1 protein-coding gene is annotated in these 1,068 nt (G+C 52.7%); it reads left to right on the top strand.

Annotated elements, in window-relative coordinates; genetic code table 11:
* Positions 1–1,068: peroxidase family protein (locus R7Z78_RS24745; RefSeq protein ID WP_318117047.1), on the top strand; the 1,068-nt coding region annotated here is incomplete at both ends.

Below are 1,068 nucleotides of genomic sequence, written 5' to 3'. Positions count from 1 at the left end.
ATACCGGTACGATGCCTTATGAATCCATGGCGTTGAAAACGTTCGGCTTCGGATTCGGGCGCGAAGACATCTGGCCCCCAGAAAGGGACATTTATTGGGGCTCAGAAAAAGAATGGCTGGCACCTACCAACAACCCTAACAGCCGCTATTCAGGTGAACGGGATTTAGAGAATCCACTCGCCGCTGTGATGATGGGCTTAATTTATGTCAACCCAGAAGGCGTCGATGGACAGCCGGATCCACTCAAAACCGCGCACGACGTACGAGTTACGTTCGCTCGAATGGCAATGAATGATGAAGAAACCGTTGCCCTAACCGCTGGTGGCCACACCGTAGGTAAAGCGCATGGTAACGGTGATGCAGCCAATTTAGGCCCAGAGCCAGAAGGTGCCGACATTCACGACCAAGGATTAGGTTGGTTAAACAAGACAACCCGCGGCGTAGGCAACAACGCGGTCACCAGTGGGATTGAAGGCGCATGGACAAGCCAGCCAACGCAATGGGATAACGGCTATTTTCATCTGCTGTTAAATTACGATTGGGAACTGAAAAAAAGCCCAGCCGGCGCATGGCAATGGGAACCTATCGACATTAAAGAGGAAGACAAACCGGTCGATCCTGAAAACCCTAACGTTCGGCATAACCCAATCATTACCGACGCCGATAGGGCGATGAAGACGGATCCGGAGTATCGCAAAATCTCAGAACGCTTCCATAGCGACCCGGCCTATTTCGCCGACACCTTTGCTCGGGCTTGGTTTAAATTAACGCACAGAGACATGGGGCCTAAGGCTCGCTACATCGGCCCTGATGTCCCGCAAGAAGACCTCATCTGGCAAGATCCGGTTCCTCACGGCAATGCAAACTACGATGTAGACGCGGTAAAAGCCAAAATCGCAGCCAGTGGGTTATCGGTTAGTGACATGGTCACAACCGCTTGGGACAGTGCACGCACGTTCCGTCAGTCTGACAAACGTGGTGGCGCAAACGGCGCTCGTATTCGCTTAGCACCACAAAAAGACTGGCAAGGTAACGAGCCAGAGCGGCTAGCCCGAGTATTACCGGTGT

This window comes from Vibrio sp. 1167 (assembly GCF_033340375.1).
Lineage (GTDB): Bacteria > Pseudomonadota > Gammaproteobacteria > Enterobacterales > Vibrionaceae > Vibrio > Vibrio alginolyticus.
The sequence above is the reverse complement of the archived record's forward strand: the minus strand, read 5'-3'. Positions and strand labels throughout refer to the sequence as shown.